This window comes from Natrarchaeobaculum aegyptiacum (assembly GCF_002156705.1).
GTDB classification, from domain to species: domain Archaea; phylum Halobacteriota; class Halobacteria; order Halobacteriales; family Natrialbaceae; genus Natrarchaeobaculum; species Natrarchaeobaculum aegyptiacum.
The window spans coordinates 3,295,601-3,312,453 of sequence record NZ_CP019893.1 but is presented as its reverse complement, the minus strand read 5'-3'; the positions used below and the strand labels follow the sequence as shown (position 1 = coordinate 3,312,453).

Sequence of the window (16,853 nt, the reverse complement as noted above, 5' to 3'; positions counted from 1 at the left end):
CTACATTCGAGAAGAAATAATGTGCCAACCGACACCGTGAAACATTCGTCGGCAAGCCGAAAACACCAGCATTCCGACGCGGTCTGGTGGCAGTGCTCAGGCTTTGCCGTACACCGGGACCGCAGCACCGCTCGTCACGCTCGTCAGGTCGCTACAGAGGACGGCCATCACGTCAGCGATATCTCGAGGGTCGACCCACGATTCGTGATCGGAGTCGGGCATCATCTCACGGTTCGCCGGCGTATCGATGACACTCGGCATCACCGCGTTCGCCCTGACGGTTCCACGATTCTCCACGGCGATCGTCTCCATCAGTAGCCGGACACCGGCTTTCGTTATCCGGTATGGGCCGTCACCGGATCCCCCCTCGAGTGCGGACCGGGCGCTGACGCTCACGATCGATCCCTCCGTCTCCTGGAGGTGGGGCAGGGCGTGTTTCGACGCCAGAAAGGCCGTCCTGAGGTTGACGTCGACGAGCAGGTCGAACTCGCTTTCGTCGGTCTCCTCGATCGGGTCGCCGCCACGCCACGTACCGGCGACGTTCACCAGGTGATCGAGTCGCCCGTGGTCGGCTACGACGTCGTCGACGAGTGTCTCGACTGCCGACTCCTCGGTCAGGTCCGTCTCGTAGAACGACACTGCCCCGAGTGTCTCCGGCTCGAGGGCACTCTCGTCGGCGGCTGGCTCGACGACGTCGACGGCACACACCGTGGCACCGAGTTCGTGGAATCGCTCGACGCAGGCACTCCCGAGGGCGCCGCTTGCCCCGGTGATTACCGCGACAGTGTCTTCGAAGTCTTCGTCCAGTGACGAGTGATCTGTCGGTGGTGACATACGGTAACTACGCTCTCGACCGGGATCAATCTCGGGGGTTCTCTGTACCGCCGTGGAGGGTCGCCAGCGGGCGCTCGATCAGGTAGCCCGGGGTCGACGGGTCTCCTCTGGAAGCGAAACCGGGAGACGAAGGGGCAGGAACGAACCGAGGAATCGAAAATAACAAAAGCTAATGATACACTTATAAGTGATAGGTCTCGAATGAGGCCGTGAACAATTCGGCCGATGGGCCCGGACTCGTGGCGTTCGTTTTCCACAATCGGGTCAAAATCCGCCCGATGTCACGACTGGCGTCCGATCAGTGAGAAGTCGACGGCAGCGCGGCTCGGTTGAACCAGAAGTCCGCGACGACGGCGACCATATCGGTATACTCGTTCGGATCTGTCGGCTTCGTGAGGTACGCGTTCGCCGCGAGGTCGTAACTCTCGACGACGTCTTCACAGGCCGTCGAACTCGTCAGGACGAGGATCGGGATTCGTGCGAGTTCAGCGTCGTTCTGGATAGCCTCCAGAAATTCGAACCCACCCGTGCGCGGAAGGTTGAGGTCGAGCAAGACGAGTTCTGGAAGTGTCGATGGCTCGTCTCGCCGTTCTGCGAGAAACTCGAGAGCATCGTTGCCGTCGGTCGCAACCGTGAGTTCGACGGGAATGTCGAGGTCGTCGAACGCGACTTCTGTCAGTCGAACGTCCCCCGGATTGTCCTCGACGAGGAGGATTTCGATCGGTTCCTCGAGCACGTTCGTCATCAGTCACTACAGACCGTGGCTCCCAGCAGCTGAGAGCCGATGAGCGTTCGGACACAGTACGGCGACCCGTTCCGGCGACTGTCGCGGATGAGCAACGATGGACGGTCATCACGGAACGAGGAAAGATTCGATCGAATGATATCCATGAGGGAGTTCGTCTGGAAGGTGTAGTAACGGTACTCGGTTAAAGGTACCTGCTAACATCTTTGGGCATCGTCGGCGACAGGCCACTATTTTGCAAATAGATTATGCCTTTGGGCTACTATCTTTTTTCTGTTACACAGGGGGTCAGTCGCAACGGATCACTTCCCCTTCGCTAGAGACTCGAGCGACCGATATATCCGGACCCGAGCCGTACGTCGGGTAATGCGCGTGATCGCCCATCGTGGGTTCGCGGACATAGCTCCCGAAAACACCGTTTCGGCTATCCAGTCAGTCGGCAGACGTGCCGACGCAGTGGAGTTCGACGTTCGCCGGTGTGGCTCGGGAGAACTCGTCGTCGTCCACGACGAGACGATCGACCGGGTTACCGAGGGCACCGGACTCGTCGCCGACCTCTCCCTCGAGGCCCTGCAGTCCTACACCGTACTCGATTCCGGCGAGCCGATCCCGACGCTCGAAGACGTCCTCGAGGCCGTCCCGCCGCATCTCGAACTCTCGGTCGAACTCAAGTCATCGGGGATCGCGGCTGACGTCCTCGAGACCATCGACGGGCTAGAAAACCGCGTCGTACTCAGCTCGTTTCTCCCGTCGGAACTCCGTCGCGTTCGAGACCTCGACCCGGACCAGCCGACGGGACTGCTCGTCGGTCGCACACTCGAGGCGCCCGTTACCACGGCCGTCGAACTGGACTGTGAGGTCGTCGGCGCCACCTACGCGCGCTGTCTCGGCACGAGAATCGTCGACCGGGCACACGACGTCGGACTCGAGATCAGCGCATGGACGGTCGACCGGCCCGTACTGGCGCGCGTGCTCGCCTGGCGTGGCGTCGACTCAGTCTCTGCCGATCGCCCGATCGGTCGCTGATCCCTTCCAGCTTGTATCGGCGTTCCTCCCGGTTCGGGTTTAAATAGGATCGGGCAGCAGAGCCGACATGGATCTCGAGGCGCCGATGGACGCGTGGTACGCCTACGTCGCCGTGGTGCTCGTCAGCGTCACGTTCGCGGGTATCACACTCGGCCTCGCGTCACTTCCACCACCGGACGCACCAAAAGCAGCAACGACGATCGAACGCGTCACGAGCAGCGACTACGCCGCCAGCGCACGATACAACCACGATCTGTGCCCCCGAACGAACGCGACGTCATCGTAGACGACCGGCGGTTCAGTTCTGACCTCAAGTTCCACGGTCCAGCGAACGTCCGGTTTTCCGTTCACGCCACTGTAGGGAACTGACAAGCGATTGGCCGCGTCGTAGTGTACCATCGGCCACGAGCCGAAGTCACCGTCACTTCCCAGAACGTTCGGTGACAATCCACCATCGGTGTCACTCGCACAGCCTGCCACCGTTGTCACACCGGCTGTCGCTGCTGCACACGTCGCGAGCCAGCGCCGTCGAGTTCTCCCCTCCAGAGACATATAACCAATGAATTTTTCTCGTAATGAATACTTCAAGTGGTTCGTCGACAGACACGTCCTCCTCGAGTGGAGGTTCACTCGATCGTAAGACGTCTCGACCCTGTCCGTCGGTTACGTAGTCGAAAAAGAAAGCCAGAATCAGGCCGACTCGAGACTCGACTCGAGTTCGTTCACGTCTTCGCGTACCGCTCGAACGCTCTCGGCCTGAGCCCCGTTGACCTCGGCGAGGGTGTCGACTTCGTCTGCGATCTGTTCGATCTCCTCGACGGCGTCACCGAGCATGGTCGCGACTTCCTCGCTGGTCGCGGCCTGTTCGTCGGTCGCCTGTGCGATCTGTTCGATTCCCGCGGACGCCTCGTCGATCGCCTGAGTGATCTCCGATTGCATCTCGTCGACCGCTTCGGCGTGGTCGATTGCGTCGTCGACCTGCTCGAGAGTGGTGTCGACGCGTTCGACCGTTTCGTCGGTGTTCGCCCGGACCTCGTCGACGATCGTTTCGATCGTTGCGACTTCTTCTTTCGATTTGTCGGCGAGGTCTTTGACCTCGTCGGCGACGACGGTGAACCCTTCCGCTCCGCTGCCGACCTGTGCGGCCTGAATGTTGGCGTTCAACGCGAGCAGGTTCGTCTCGTCTGCGATGCCGTCGATGACGTCGACGAGCGTGTCGATCTCTTCCATCCGCGCCTGGAGATCACGGCTGTGGTCGGCGAGCGCAGTCGCTGCCTCGCGAATTTCGTCGATCGCATCACCGATCGCCCGGGTCTTCGCTTTCGATTCGCCTGCGAGTTCAGCGGCAGTCACACTCTGATCACTCACTTCGTCGGCGCTGGCCGCCACTTCTTCTACGGTCGCCGAGAGTGATTCCATCTCGTCACGGATCGTTTCCAGGTTCTGGACCTGCGCTCGAGACGTTCGCCGGAGCTGGTCGTTCGTCTCAGCGTTCTGTTCTGTCGTCTCGAGAAGATCGTCGACAGCGCCGTGAACGATGTCGGTAATTTCCTCCTGCACATTTTTGATTTCTCTGCGACGCTTCTCGAGATCTGTAACAATATTAATATATTCAAAAGCACCGATGGGTTCTCCATCCGTATCCCGTAACGGTGCACCGGCTGCCCGGATGTGCCACTCGTTATCATCGCCGGTGTTCGACCGAATTTTGTCTTCACTGACCGATTCTCCCGTTCGGGCGATCTCTTCGGCCAACGTTTCGGTGACGCCTTCGGTTCCAATTACGTCTATTGCTTTGTTGCCAATTGCTTCTTCGTGAGTTATTCCAGATAATTCTACGTGTGGATCATTCCAGTGGGTAATCGTTCCGTCGTCGTCGACGACGAGAACCGGTTCCGGAAAGTCCTGGACGAGGTTCTCGAAAAGTGATTTCCAGAAATCACGTTCCTCTCGAAGGCGATCGGCGTCGGCCGATTCGTCGTCACCCCGGGGAGCGTCATCGGATGACGCGGTCTGCTGAGGTCGAAACAGGTCCGGATCTGGCATTGGATATCAATCATTACAACGAATACAAAACTCTACCGGCAGAACGTATCGAGCCTCGTCCGCAGTACGAACGGCTGACAGTCGGCTGTCCCGCGTTGCAAACGTGCCCGATTCACGACAGATAGGCACACGACTGAACGCTGGTGGATTGGGAACTGGGAAGGCAGACGCGATTACTCTGGGAGGATCTACGAAACGATCTGCCACGACTCGCCACGACTCCCAACGACCGCCGAAGCCGTGCGTCGAGAATACCTTCGAGCCCGTTTCGCACCCCAGTTTCCGCTGGTTGGAACGTCGTTACTCCCGCACCATTTATATCGTATGCGCAGCAACGGCATACCATGTTACGGGCGACAGGTGTAACTAAGGCGTTTGGAGGCCTGGTAGCCGTTGACGACGTCTCCTTCGAGATTGACGACGAAGAAGTCGTTGGACTGATCGGGCCGAACGGGGCCGGTAAAACGACACTGTTCAACGCTATTACCGGCGTTTATCCGCCGACCGAAGGCGAGATCTATCTGAACGGCACGGAGATTACCGGCATGAAGCCCCACGAGATATCGCGAACGGGGGTCGCGCGAACGTTCCAGACCGCACGAACGTTCAACGAGTCGACGGTACTCGAGAACGTCGTCGTCGGGGGTATCTTTGGGAACGGTGATTCTCGGTCAGCGGCAGAAGAACGCGCACGTCAAAACCTGGCGTTCGTCGGCCTGGACGACGCCATCGACGAAGAGGTCGGGGCTCTGAACCTGGCAGATCGGAAGCTCCTCGAGTTAGCCCGCGCACTGACGACCGAGCCGGAGTTCGTCCTGGTCGACGAGATCGGCAGCGGGTTGACGCCAGCGGAACTCGAGACGTTGACCGATACGCTCCTGCGGATCCGGTCCGAACGCGGGATCTCCGTCTTCTGGATCGAACACATCATGGATGCGATCATGGGCTCGACCGATCGGATCATCGTCCTCAATCAGGGTGAGAAGATCGCCGACGGGACGCCCGAGGAGGTCCAGCAGAACCAGCAAGTCGAGGAGGCCTACCTCGGAGGTGTCGAGGTATGACGCTCATCGACGTCGAGAATCTCAACGTCGGCTACGGCGACCTCCAGGTCCTCTGGGACGTCTCGATGACCGTCGAGGAAGACGAGTCGGTAATCGCGATCGTCGGCCCGAACGGGGCAGGAAAGACGACGTTGCTGAAAACGCTCTCCGGGCTACTCGAGCCCACCTCGGGAACGATCGAAATCTTCGGTGAGGACACGTCGGAGTACTCACCGGAAGAGATCATCGAACACGGCTTCGTCCAGGTGCCCGAAGAGCGAAACCTCTTCGACGACATGTCCGTCTACGACAACCTTCGGATGGGATCGTACCGTCATCGCGAGCAGTTCGAAGAGACCCGAGAGGAGGTCGTCAACATGTTCCCCGTGCTCGAAGAGCGACGGAATCAGCACGCTGGGACGCTCAGTGGTGGCGAACAGCAGATGCTGGCGATCGGCCGCGGACTGATGGCCCAGCCGAAGATGTTGGCGTTCGACGAACCCTCGGGTGCACTGGCACCGCAACTGGCCGAGCGCGTCTTCGAGAAAATTGAAGAGATCAGCGACGACATTCCGGTCTTGCTCGTCGAACAGCACGTCGACCGGGCGCTCGAGCTCGCCGACCGGGCGTACCTCCTCGAAAACGGGCGGATCGTCACCGAGGGGACGGGAGACGACCTCCTCGAAAGTGATCACGTGCGCGAAGCCTACCTGCGTGGATAGCTGGTACCCCCCTTCGGTTCGCACGCTCGTCGTCTAGCTGAGTTCTGATCGGTTCGATGTGGCCTCCGCTCGAGGTGGAAGCCGGCCTGAGCCGTTTTGTGGACGTGGGATACCCCCACCGGAGCGTCGTGCAAAAAGATTCAAGTCTGCCGAATGCAAGATGCTATCGTGGTCCGAATGCCAGAGAGCAGTCATTCCAACGTACGACGAAGATCGTTCATGAAGGCAGCCGGCGCTGGGGCTGGTGTGAGTCTCCTTGCTGGCTGTATGGGAGAGGGCAACGGAGACGACGATACCATCACGATTGCGGGTCTCCAGCCGTACTCGGGTCCGTTCTCGTTGTACGGAGATACCCACACCCTGGGTGCTGAATTCGCGATGGAACAGATCAACGAGGACGGGGGCGTTCTCGATCAGGAACTCGAGCACGAGGGAGTCGACACCGAATCCGACCCCGGCGAAGCGGCCACCATCCTGACCCGACTGGTCGAGAGCGAGGATGCTGTCGCCGCGATTGGGCCAGTCTCCAGTGACGTCGGGGTCACCGCATCCAGTACCGCCGAGGACCTCGAGGTGCCGCTGTTTTTACACGCAGCAGGTGACATCGAGATTCTCCCGCGGGACTCTCGGTACACGTTCCGAACGGCGCTTCCCCCGGCACCGGCGTTCATCGAGGCCGTCGCCGACATCATTTCCGACGAAGGGTACGAAACCGTCGGTGCGATCAATGCCGACTACGCGTGGGGGCACGCTGCAGAAGACGCGATCGAAGGGACGTTCCCGGACGACATCGATCTCACGATGGACATGGCACCGCAGGGTGAGAGCGACTTCACGCCGTACCTCCGCGACATGCCCGACGATATGGACATCCTCGTCGGCTCCGGTCATCCGCCGGGCATCAACGATATGTTCAGCCAGATGGTCGAGATCGGCCTCGAGCCAGAGCTAATGACCGGGGCAGTTTCACCGCCCGAATCGGCGTACGGTGCGATCGGCGACCCCATCTCCGAAGGGTACGCGTTCGGTCACCTGCCCGACGTCTATTCCGACGAGTACCAGCAGGTCGCAGACGAGTTCTACGAGGAAACCGGCGAGTATTTCGGTCCGACACAGGCGATCGGCTACGTGACGGTGAACCTGATCGCCGAAGTAATCGAACAGCAGGGATCGGCTGACCCCGTCGACATCGCCGATGGACTCCGCGAAGTCGAGTACGACACGTTGTTCGCGGAACCGCTCCAGTTCACCGAGTGGGGTGAACTGGACCAGTACTCGCTCATCTGGAGCGGCTTCGAACTCGAGGCACCCGAGTACTATCCCGACGGCGAGTTCGATCTGCAGGAGGTCTACCGAACGGATACGCTCGACGCAGTCGATCCCGACGAGTGGATCTGAGACGGATTCGAGTCACAATCCTTTTTCGGGCGTTCGAACGGCTGGCAGCTGGTCGTTTCTGGTTCGCGGAGGCGAATGACCGAACGCCGGCAGACGACGTCGGTGAGCGGGGAATTGCTGGCCCGTTCGTGGAGAGACCAGCGAGGAGTGTGATCGGTGGCTTCCCGGATATCGTCAGCGATCACTGTTCAGCGATCGATCGAGACGGTGAAATTCCGCGTGGTCTATCTGGACGTCGAATCGGTTTCCGTCTGCGTCCTGCCGTCCAGAAAACGTCTGAAACGCACCTTACTACCAGTCTCGTTAGAATTTGGAACCGGTGAACCGTCCCCTCTCGCGATCAGGTCTGTTCTTCTCTCGCGAGACGTTCAGTGATTTTGATGCGTTCGTGGAGCAGGTCTCTGGCGAACGGAACGATCCCCTGTCGGAAGTACAGGAAGAGGACGATCAGCAGTGCACCGAACAGCACCATCCGCCACTGGCCGGCTGCCTGCAGTTCCTCGTTGATGTAGATGATGATCCCGGCACCTACGATCGGGCCCAGCAGCGTTCGCATTCCGCCGACGATGAGGATGATCAGCACCAGCACGTCGATGACCTGGAACTGGAACATCCCGGGGATAATCAGTCCCTCGAGCTGGGCGTACATCGGCCCGATGAGGCCGATGATGAACGCGCTGACGAACCCGGCGACCGTCTTGTACCGGACGACGTTGACGCCAACCGATTCAGCGGCGACTTCGTCCTGTCGGATCGCGTCGAAGGCGATGCCGAACTTCGAGCGGCGCATCCAGTCGTAGAAAACGATCGTTGCGCCGAGAATCGCGAGCACGAGGTAGTAGAGAATCACGTGTTCGTGGATTCCGAGCGATTCCTGGATGGATTCGAACGCCAGCCCGGAGAAGACCATCCCGGTGCTGCCGCCGGTGAGGTCGCTCGCGCCGACGAAGAACTCGACGATCGCGAACTGCAACGCCAGCGTGAGGATCGAAATGAGGATCACCGTAAACCGAAGTTTGGCCGAGACGAAACAGACCAGTGCACCGATAGCGCCGGCCAACAGCGCGCCGAGCAGGAGAGTGGCCCACGGCGAGATCCCGAGTGACTCGGCAGTGATCGCGGTCGTGTAGGCACCGATACCGGTGAGTGCGCCCATGAAGAGGAACAGCTGGTCGGTGTGTCCGAAGACGATGTTGAGCGCCATCGCGAGCGTCGCGAAAATCAACGCCATGATGAACAGCCGGGAGACGTAGGTGGCGCCCTCGTGGAATACGAGCGGTGGTATCGCTGCGAGCAGGACCAGCACGAGCGGGATCCTGATTTGCGTCCAATTCAACCCGGCGATTTCGAACGATGATTGTTGTGTACTCATGAGTATCCCTCCTAGGCAATTTCTTCAGGCTGCAGCAGGAGCGCGATCACTGCAACGGCGAAGAGTGCGATTTCGGCCACGTACGCGCCGACGTATGCGCTCGTGAACGTTGCGATGATGCCGAGCGCGAGCCCGGCGACGACGGCGCCGACGATACTCGTGACCCCGCCAACGATGGAGACGATCAGTGCGAGGATCGTCAGTTCGAATCCGGTGGCGGCATACACGGATTGCGTGGTACTGTACAGAATGCCAGCGATGGCGGCGATGGCCACGCTCAGCGCGAACACGAACGTTCGCATCTTCCGTGGGCTGATCCCACAGAGAACGGCTCCTGTCTCATCTTGCATCACGGTCCGTGTTGCCCCACCGAGGTAGGTACGACTGAAAAAGAGGTAGAGTGCAGTCAATATCACCGTGCTGATCAGGATGATCCCGATCGACGAGCCACGGATCTGCACGCCCGCAATGGTCGTCGACGGGATGCCGAACGACAGCGAGTACGACGACGGGTACGAGATGAACAATAACCCGTCGAGAAAGATCGCCAGCCCGAGTGTGACGAAGATACCCAGCAGAATTCGTTCTTCACCTTCGGAGCGGTAGACGAGAGAGAGCAACGATTTGTCCACGACGAGTCCGAAGAGGGTGACGATTGCCACGGCTAAGACGGCCGATACCAGTAAGTTCCCCGTTATCCCGAGGAGCTCGAGTGCGACGATCACTCCCAGGAACGCGAACACGCCAATCGAGAGATTGAGGACCCCGCCGAGGCCGAACACGATCGTGATTCCCAGCCCCAGTAAGGCGAGTACGAGCCCCTGGGTTATCCCATCGATTGTGAATTCCGCAATCCGGGTAAGTGTCTCTGCAACCATTACAGGGATGTTGTCACAGCACTCGGTATTATATATTGTGGTACGGTGCGACGATCGACAGTCCGTCGACCGGCCGTCGGGTGGCACACTCGCCCCGAGCCGCTCGGAGCGCGGGGCTTCGGCAGAATTCCAGTTCGCACAGTACGCCTTCGATCCGGGACGCGCACATCGCTATCCGCTCAGAGGAGGTCCATCGTCTCGGGAAAGCGCGCTCGAAGCCGGCGGGGGGCGGTACCCCCTGCTCTGGGATCGCACTTACTCCGACGGTTCGTAGGCCGGAATCGGATCGGAACGGTACTCTTCGACGGGTCGGACGTCTGAGTCCGGCGGCCACGGTGAATCTCCGGACTCGTACCCGGTCAGTACCAGTTCGATGTCGTCCGGTTCTCCCCACTCGGTGTACCGGACCGGACTGGCGTAGAGGCCGTCGTACTCGATGTTCCGTATCTCGGTGCTCACGTCGACGGTATCAGTCGAGCCTGCCGCCTCGATGGCCTCGGCAATCACGTGAGTCGTCGTGTACCCCGCTGCGATCGTCGTGTCGAACGCCTCGCCGGTCGCCTCGTAGAACCGTTCTGCGACGTCGGCGAACTGATCGGTGAACATGTCCGGGATCGTCAGTGTCGTGTAGTCCTGGGTGATATCCTCACCGATCGTTTCGATACTCGCCGTCGTCGGCGCCGTCGCAGTCGTGTAGAGGTCCCATTCCATTCCGATCTCGAGTGCTTGCTGGAAGATCGGGTGAACTCCCGGCGGGTGGGAGGTACCAACCAGCAAGTCGACCTCGTCTGGGAGGTTCCGCAGGTGGGGCGCGAAGTCGCTCTCCTGAAAGGCCGCGACTTCCGAGTGGAACTCGATGTCGCCGCCGAGTTCGTCACTGAGTGCGTTCTCCATCGCGTGGCCCCAGGCGTAATCGGCTGTGATCGCGCCGACCGTCTCGTACCCACGGTCTTCGATGAGGTCGATCAAGAGGCGCGCTGCAGTGATCGCGTTCGGTCCGACAGTTCGGTACGTGTATCGCGAGTCCTGAGTGAGTTCTTCCGGGTCACCTCCGGCCGTGATGAACATCGGCACTTCCTGGGACTCGGCGACGGGCGTCACCGCGAGGACGACGTCGCTCGAGACCGGACCGACGATCGCCGCCGCGTTGTGCTGTTCGATCATCCGCGTCGCGATCGTACTGGCTTCCGAGGGGTTGGATTCCGTATCTGCTGCCTCGAGTTCGAGTTCACGGCCGAGGACGCCGCCGTTCTCGTTGATCTCCTCGATGGCGAACTCGACGCCGGCGGTGTGCATGTTCCCGTAGAGTGCGAACGGGCCAGAGTACGGCTGAGCACCACCGATCGTGATCGGTCCCTCACCGTCGTCATCGCCGTTTCCGCCGCCCATACACCCTGCAGTCAGCGCCGCACCGACGCCGACGCCGGTTGTTTTCAATACAGTTCGCCTGGATCGCTTCCCACCACTACCACTGCCTGGAGTCTCCGATGGCATGTGGTTGGTAATCACACATCCGGAATATAATTATGTCGTAAAGTAGAATGACATTTTGTCGTCGAACGTGGATCTGTTAGGTCGAGTCAGTCCCGTGACTCCCAGTCGGTGCTAGCTTCGAACTGCGATCCAAGCGCCAGTATCGTTCGCTCGTCGAAGTGAGAGCCGACCAGCATCAGACCGACCGGGAGGCCGTCTGGCTTCCCACACGGGATCGACAGCGCCGGGTGGCCCGTCACATTGAACGGACACGTATTGAGGATCGTCAACACCTCTTGTGAAAGCCACTCGACGCGATCGAACGAGTCCGGTTTCTCGAACGGCCGAACGATCGTCGTCGGTAACACCAGCGCGTCGTACGACGAGAGGACGTCGTCGTAGGCTACCCGTGCAGCCATCGCGACGTTCCGGGCACTCGAGTAGGGTTCGACGCCGTACTCGTCGTCGAGAAACGCCGCGGCGATCCGGGACCGCTTCACCGTCGGCGGCAGGTCGTCGGCTCGCGACTCGAGCCGGGTGTCCAGTTCACGGGCGAGACGTGTCCAGGACCACCCCTGATGGGTCGTTCCGACGCCGCCCTCCTCGAGCATGCGGGCGCCACCCTGGGACGCGATCGCTGCCCACGCACTCATTCCCTGACGATGGACGGGGACGGAGACCGACTCGACGGAGACGCCGAGCTCCTCGAACTGGCTCACGGCAGCCCGGACCGTCTCGTCGACGACAGGGTCGGACGCCTCCCAGCCGAATCCGTCCTCTAGGATGCCGATAGAGAGGTCCCCGACGGGCGAATCGACAGCCGCCGTGTACGACGCTGTCTCGATAGCAGTGGGCTGGCGCTGGTCGAGCTGGATCCCATCGGCGCGGTCGATGCCGGCGATCACCTCGAGACTGCGAGCGACGAGGTCGACCGTGGGAGCCATCGGTCCAACGTGGTCGATGGTGGGCTCGAGTGGCAACGCCCCTGTACACGGGACCAGCCCGTGAGTCGGTTTCATTCCCACGATCCCGCACCACGAACTCGGGATGCGAACTGACCCCGCCTGATCGGTGCCGAGGGCAACGTCGCAGTCCCCGACTGCCGGGGCGACGCCGGAACCGCTGGACGATCCACCGGGGAGCCTCTGCTCGTCGTGTGGGTTCGTTACCTCCCCGAAATCGGAAACGTCACCACGCCCCGACCACGCGAAACTCTCCATGTTGAGTTTGCCGACGATCGTCGCCCCGTTCTCGAGCAGCCGCGAGACGACCGTGGCGTCGATCTGCGGGACGAATCCCTCGAGGACGGTCGACCCGGCGGTCATCTCGTAGCCAGCGACCGCGATGGAGTCTTTCACACCGACGGTGACGTCCGAGAGTGGACCGTCCGCTTCGCCCTCGACGGTGCACCTCGTGATCCATGCGTTCAGTGGATCTTCGTCCGGGTCCGGTCGATAGCCCCGTTCACGGCCGTCGAGCGTCTCCGGACGGAGGCCGGGATCGAACCGCGGCGCGTGATCGAGATCCTCGAGTCCGCCGACGACCTCGTCGGTGAGCTGGTGGTACTCGACGCACTCTCGTTCCGAAAGCGACAATCCGAGCGATGAGGCCAGTTCGTCGACGCGATCGACCGTGGGCCGGCGTCGGGCGTGTTCGTCACTTCGTGGCACGGGTCAGACCGATGGGAATCTCGGATATAGCTCTGTCGACACGTGCGGTGGTGTTCCGGCGTCCGTATCGTTCTCCCACAGTCCCAGTAACCACGTCTACCGGGTGATTGTTTACTGTCTCGACCACGAACTCGAGCAGGAGACCAACCGGCGCGTGCACCCCGAGCGAACGTTGCACTTCGTTTTCACATAGAAAATCTTCGACCGATCTCGAGATGCGGTGTGGTGCTGTTGCCCCCTGCTCGAGGAGATTTCACCCATCGGGCACCGACCGGGCGGGAGACAGAGCGTTCTCACGCTCAAACAGTTATCGATCTGTGCGGACGTACAACGTCGGTCTGCCGTAGCTGTCGTTCGCGGTTTCGGTCCGTTTCGGGCAACCATCCTGCCAAATGATGAACGAACTGGCCGCTCGCGGTGAGGCTGGGCCATCTTTCCGTTTCGATTCGTCGAAATTTCCCCGGTGTGTCATGTTCGTTCGTCACAGCCCCCGTTCGCCGTGGTGAAACATGATTAAATGGCTGGGTTGGATTCCTCGCAGACTATTACAAAAGTATGGGTGTAAAAGCGTTCGTGACGGTAGTACGATTGTAATTCCGGGCCCGTATCGTCTCTACATAATTTTCATTATCGACGTTTTCCTGAGAGTATTCCATTCCGGTACTAGTACTCGCACATTCTCTGATAGAGAACGGGCTAGCAGGGAAACGGGTAAAGAGTTACCACTCCGTTTGTCTTTTTCAATATCGGGGGAAAATTACCCGACATTCACAGGGTCTGTGCGGGAATAGGCCAACTGGAGAGAAACTCGGTTCCCGTATTCGCTAATAGTAAATGATGGTGGCTCGAACGGACGCGAGCACCACTGACCGAGGGTGCGAACGCAGCGACACTCGAGACCGGGATCCGGCCCTCGTCATCTCCAGGGTGTTTGCGACCGGTACTCACCTGTCAGACTCACCAGCCAGACTCGAGGAGTACCGCCAGCACCAACAGCGCGGTGAATACGTACGTCGTCGCGATGCGCCGTCTCACGGCGACCTCGACCGCCCAGTCACTACGGGTCCACGCGAATACGGTGACCGACGGGACGGGACCGATCACCGTCGCAGTCACCGGAACGACGCTCATCGCACTCGCGGAAAGAACGACGACGCTCGAGGAGACGACGAGCCAACTCGACACGGATCGTGCCCGTTCTGGGCCGAGAACGACGGGAACGGTTCGTTTCCCGATTTCGCGGTCGTGCTCGTAATCGAGGAGATCCATGAGGATCCCGATTCCGGAGAGGAAAACGAAGAGAGCGAGCGCAGTGGTACCGACGGCCCCGGAAACGGTCCCCGTCTGGGTTGCGTAGCCACCGACGACCGCGAGTGCGATCCCTGTGGGATAGTCGACGGTAGTCGTGATCGGGTTCGTATCGAGGTACGGTGCGTGCAGGTACCCGAGCGCGAGCAAGGGGGCGGTTACGCCGACGGCGAGGGCCCCGCTCGTGAACCCCAGCGCGACGAGACAGGGCCCGAACGCGGTCGCGGTGAGTATCGTCGCCGCCCGGAGTTCCGCCGGTGAGAGACGGTTTCGTTCGTCCTCGCCCCGGACGTAGTAGTCGACGTACCCGTCGGTGAGGTGAGCGACGTACACCGCGAGTGCGACGGCAGTCGCGTGAACGGCGGCCGTCGAGATCGACGGGTCGGGTGCGAGAACCGCACCGACGATGGAGACGGCGACCCCGGGAAGAAAGAAGACCGGCTGAACGTGCCGCCAGAGCCCGTCGATCCGTCGCCGCCACCGCCAACGGACTGGCCGTCCTATCACGACCTGCGTGTCGGTTCTCGCCCCCATTATGTGATTCGATCTCGCCCCTCGTGTTCGAAGCCGAAACCCCATATACGGCCGTCGTATGGTGGCGTACACCACAATAATTAATACCCTCGCAAACCGGTGGAACGTATACGAACCAGATGAATTTCATTACCGCATTCGAACGGACGGTGGCACGCCATCCGTGGAAAACGGCTCTTCTCACCGAGGATGGTCGGTCGTTTACCTACGGTGAACTCGACGAGCGGACGACGCAACTTGCGAACGCGCTCGAGGAACGGGCACCTGGCAGTCGCGTCGCGACGCTCGCGCTCAACGGGCCACTCGCCATCGAAACGATGCTCGCGAGTCAAAAACGCGGTCTCGCCAACGTCCAGCTTCCGTTTCGCGACCCGGCGGATACCCTCGCATCGATGCTCGAGGGGCCCGATCCGGACGTCTTGCTGTTCGACGACGCCAACGTCGAGACCGCGCTTGCCGTCCTCGCGCGGCGGGAGTTCGAGGCGGCGATTCACGCTGGAGAACGTGACGTCGACCACGACGACGTCGAGTCCTACGATGCGGTCGTCACCTCGGGAGCGACGACGCCCGTCGAGCCCGCGCCCGGATACGAACATGGCGTCTTCTACACCAGTGGTACGACGACCACGCCGAAGGCCGTGCTGTTCGATCAGGAAGGGATGTGGTACGGGAGCACGCAGGTCGTCATGGAGCACGGCATCGACGAGACCGATACTGCACTCGTCTGTACGCCGTGGTATCACATGGTCACGACGGACGCCTGGATCCTCCCTCACCTGCACGCCGGCGCGACCCTGGTCGTCCAGTCGGACTTCGAACCGGTCGAAACGCTCCGGATGGTCGACGAACACGACGTAACCGGGCTGCTCGCGGTTCCGACGCAACTTCACACGCTCGCGGACGTCCAGGCAGACGAAGGCTTCAACCTCGAGAGTCTCGCGTACCTCCGGACGGGTGGCTCGATCGTAACCGAAAGTCTCGTCGAGAAGACGACGGAGTATCTCACTCCCAACCTCTACAACACCTACGGACTGACCGAGGGTGGTCCAAACCTGACGTTTGCCCACCCCTCCCACCAGGACGGGCACACCGGAACCATCGGCAAGGAGTCGTTCATGTGGGAAGTACGAGTCGTCGAGGCAGTCGACCCGGACGAAGAGCCGGATCCGGAGGCGACCGTCGAGCCAGGCGAGAGCGGCGAGGTCATCGGTCGCTGTCCGGGGATGTCCGACGGCTACGTGGACAACCCGTCGGAAACCGAAGCCCTCTTCGCCGACGGCTGGCTCCGAACGGGTGACTGTGCGGAACTCGACGAGGACGGCTTCCTCTACATCATCGGCCGCGTCGACAACATGCTCATCAGCGGCGGCGAGAACGTCTATCCCGAGGAGGTCGAGGAGGTCGTCGAAACTCACGACGCAGTCGAGGAAGCCGTCGTCGTCGGCCTCGAGGACGAGCAGTGGGGGCACAAAGTCGCCTGCGTGGCACGGTTGTCCGACTCGAGCGACGTCGACGTCGACGACCTCGACCGGTACTGCAAGGACCACGACCAACTCGCGAACTTCAAGCGACCGCGGGAGTACGTCCTTACCGACGAGGAGTTACCGCGAACGGACACCGGGACGATCCAGCGCGAAGACGTGTTCGCGGAGTTCTTCGGCTAGCACTCGCCATCGCGAGTCCGAGACGAATTGGTTCGCTACGCCCGCCTCGTTCTGTATATTCGTTTTCCCGGTCAATTCGAGCGTGGGGTGTCGACTCAGAACGGTGGAGGGAGCGTCGGTGGTGGATGCAGTTCGGCGAG

The 16,853-nt window shown here is 60.9% G+C and carries 14 protein-coding genes; 6 read left to right on the top strand and 8 right to left on the bottom strand.

The genetic code is table 11. The annotated features are described in order from the left end of the window. Positions 1-96 precede the first annotated feature (96 nt). Complete coding sequence (locus B1756_RS16005) at positions 97-834, bottom strand: SDR family oxidoreductase (RefSeq protein ID WP_086889461.1); 738 nt, start codon at positions 832-834, stop codon at positions 97-99. Between the two features lie 298 nt (positions 835-1,132). Then, positions 1,133-1,579: a response regulator gene (locus tag B1756_RS16000; RefSeq protein ID WP_086889460.1), complete on the bottom strand. Its 447-nt coding sequence runs from the start codon at positions 1,577-1,579 to the stop codon at positions 1,133-1,135. Between the two features lie 366 nt (positions 1,580-1,945). On the opposite strand from B1756_RS16000, the gene B1756_RS15995 reads away from it, so the two are divergent. Both B1756_RS15995 and B1756_RS15990 read left to right on the top strand, forming a co-directional pair. Beyond that, the gene (locus B1756_RS15995) at positions 1,946-2,605 is read left to right on the top strand and encodes a glycerophosphodiester phosphodiesterase (protein WP_086889459.1); all 660 of its coding nucleotides are present in this window, start codon (positions 1,946-1,948) and stop codon (positions 2,603-2,605) included. 67 nt (positions 2,606-2,672) lie between these two features. Continuing rightward, a complete protein-coding gene (locus tag B1756_RS15990) occupies positions 2,673-2,891 on the top strand; it encodes a DUF7283 family protein (protein ID WP_086889458.1) in 219 nt (72 codons plus the stop codon). A 404-nt stretch (positions 2,892-3,295) separates the two neighbouring features. On the opposite strand, the gene B1756_RS15985 is transcribed toward B1756_RS15990, so the two are convergent. After that, positions 3,296-4,651, bottom strand: coding sequence for a methyl-accepting chemotaxis protein (locus B1756_RS15985; RefSeq protein ID WP_086889457.1), 1,356 nt, complete (start codon positions 4,649-4,651; stop codon positions 3,296-3,298). A gap of 344 nt (positions 4,652-4,995) precedes the next feature. Here B1756_RS15985 and B1756_RS15980 point away from each other — a divergent pair, with 344 nt between their 5' ends. The 3 genes from B1756_RS15980 to B1756_RS15970 all read left to right on the top strand — a co-directional run bounded on the left by B1756_RS15980 (position 4,996) and on the right by B1756_RS15970 (position 7,814). After that, complete coding sequence (locus tag B1756_RS15980; protein ID WP_086889456.1) at positions 4,996-5,715, top strand: ABC transporter ATP-binding protein; 720 nt, start codon at positions 4,996-4,998, stop codon at positions 5,713-5,715. After that, positions 5,712-6,416 carry an ABC transporter ATP-binding protein gene (locus B1756_RS15975; protein ID WP_086889455.1) on the top strand — a complete coding sequence of 235 codons (705 nt, stop codon included), beginning with the start codon at positions 5,712-5,714 and terminating at the stop codon, positions 6,414-6,416. Before B1756_RS15980 ends, B1756_RS15975 begins: the two co-directional genes overlap by 4 nt. 246 nt (positions 6,417-6,662) lie before the next feature. Next, complete coding sequence (locus B1756_RS15970; protein ID WP_228434398.1) at positions 6,663-7,814, top strand: ABC transporter substrate-binding protein; 1,152 nt, start codon at positions 6,663-6,665, stop codon at positions 7,812-7,814. Positions 7,815-8,154: 340 nt separating this feature from the next. On the opposite strand, the gene B1756_RS15965 is transcribed toward B1756_RS15970, so the two are convergent. The 5 genes from B1756_RS15965 to B1756_RS15945 all read right to left on the bottom strand — a co-directional run bounded on the left by B1756_RS15965 (position 8,155) and on the right by B1756_RS15945 (position 15,049). Then, a complete protein-coding gene (locus B1756_RS15965; RefSeq protein ID WP_086889453.1) occupies positions 8,155-9,186 on the bottom strand; it encodes a branched-chain amino acid ABC transporter permease in 1,032 nt (343 codons plus the stop codon). A gap of 11 nt (positions 9,187-9,197) precedes the next feature. Beyond that, the gene (locus B1756_RS15960) at positions 9,198-10,064 is read right to left on the bottom strand and encodes a branched-chain amino acid ABC transporter permease (protein ID WP_086889452.1); all 867 of its coding nucleotides are present in this window, start codon (positions 10,062-10,064) and stop codon (positions 9,198-9,200) included. A gap of 255 nt (positions 10,065-10,319) precedes the next feature. Further along, the gene (locus B1756_RS15955; protein WP_161493197.1) at positions 10,320-11,501 is read right to left on the bottom strand and encodes an ABC transporter substrate-binding protein; all 1,182 of its coding nucleotides are present in this window, start codon (positions 11,499-11,501) and stop codon (positions 10,320-10,322) included. Between the two features lie 143 nt (positions 11,502-11,644). Beyond that, the gene (locus B1756_RS15950; RefSeq protein ID WP_086889450.1) at positions 11,645-13,207 is read right to left on the bottom strand and encodes an amidase; all 1,563 of its coding nucleotides are present in this window, start codon (positions 13,205-13,207) and stop codon (positions 11,645-11,647) included. Between the two features lie 957 nt (positions 13,208-14,164). Further along, a complete protein-coding gene (locus tag B1756_RS15945; protein ID WP_086889449.1) occupies positions 14,165-15,049 on the bottom strand; it encodes a UbiA family prenyltransferase in 885 nt (294 codons plus the stop codon). Between the two features lie 119 nt (positions 15,050-15,168). On the opposite strand from B1756_RS15945, the gene B1756_RS15940 reads away from it, so the two are divergent. Further along, on the top strand, positions 15,169-16,713 hold the full coding sequence (locus B1756_RS15940; RefSeq protein WP_086889448.1) for a class I adenylate-forming enzyme family protein: 1,545 nt from the start codon (positions 15,169-15,171) through the stop codon (positions 16,711-16,713). Positions 16,714-16,853 lie beyond the last annotated feature (140 nt).